This is a genomic window from Rhodopseudomonas sp. BR0G17 (assembly GCF_010907025.1).
GTDB lineage: Bacteria > Pseudomonadota > Alphaproteobacteria > Rhizobiales > Xanthobacteraceae > Rhodopseudomonas > Rhodopseudomonas palustris_H.
On sequence record NZ_QUML01000108.1, the window covers coordinates 1 to 551 of the forward strand.

A 551-nucleotide genomic window follows, 5' to 3' on the forward strand; every position below is an offset into this window, starting at 1 on the left:
CAGCCGCTCAGATAGCCGTCGAGAACGGTGCATTTCGTCGATGACGATCGATTGATGAAGCGCACATCCCCCATGTGCCTCTGCGTTTGCGCCTGAAATCGAATTCCACGCCCTTGCGATGTCGCCATCGGGCGCAAGGTCAGACGCGTTGCGATTGCTTGTATTTGTTGCTTGTGGCTCAGCCTCGGCTTCAGTTCCTTGGCCATACGCTGCATCTCGTGGTCCTTGAACCCAAGCGCCTGCAATTGTGTCTTTGCTTGTTCGATCCTATCGATCTGCTCCCGTGATGGTATGATCGCAACGTCCATGTGGACTTCTAGCGTTCGCCGCAGGATTGATACCAACTCACGAAGGGCGTGGGCGTCGACCGGGCTCGAAACGCGCAGTGGAAATGCGCCCGCTGCCAAGCGGCAAAAATCAACGTTGACAAGTACGTCGACTTAGGAATAAATGCGCATCACCTCTCCCATCGAGGGGCGCCTCCGGAGGCGTCTTGAGGCGGGTGAGGGGCGGCGTCCTGCGGTGCGTGGTTCGCAGCCACGTGGCCCGGG

Annotated in this window: 1 protein-coding gene; it reads right to left on the bottom strand. The window is 58.6% G+C overall.

Features of this window, described 5'->3' with window-relative positions; translation table 11 throughout:
• A partial coding sequence (locus tag DY467_RS25415) for a hypothetical protein (RefSeq protein ID WP_164639815.1) occupies positions 1 to 308 on the bottom strand: 308 nt, incomplete at its 3' end.
• Between the last annotated feature and the right edge of the window lie 243 nt (positions 309 to 551).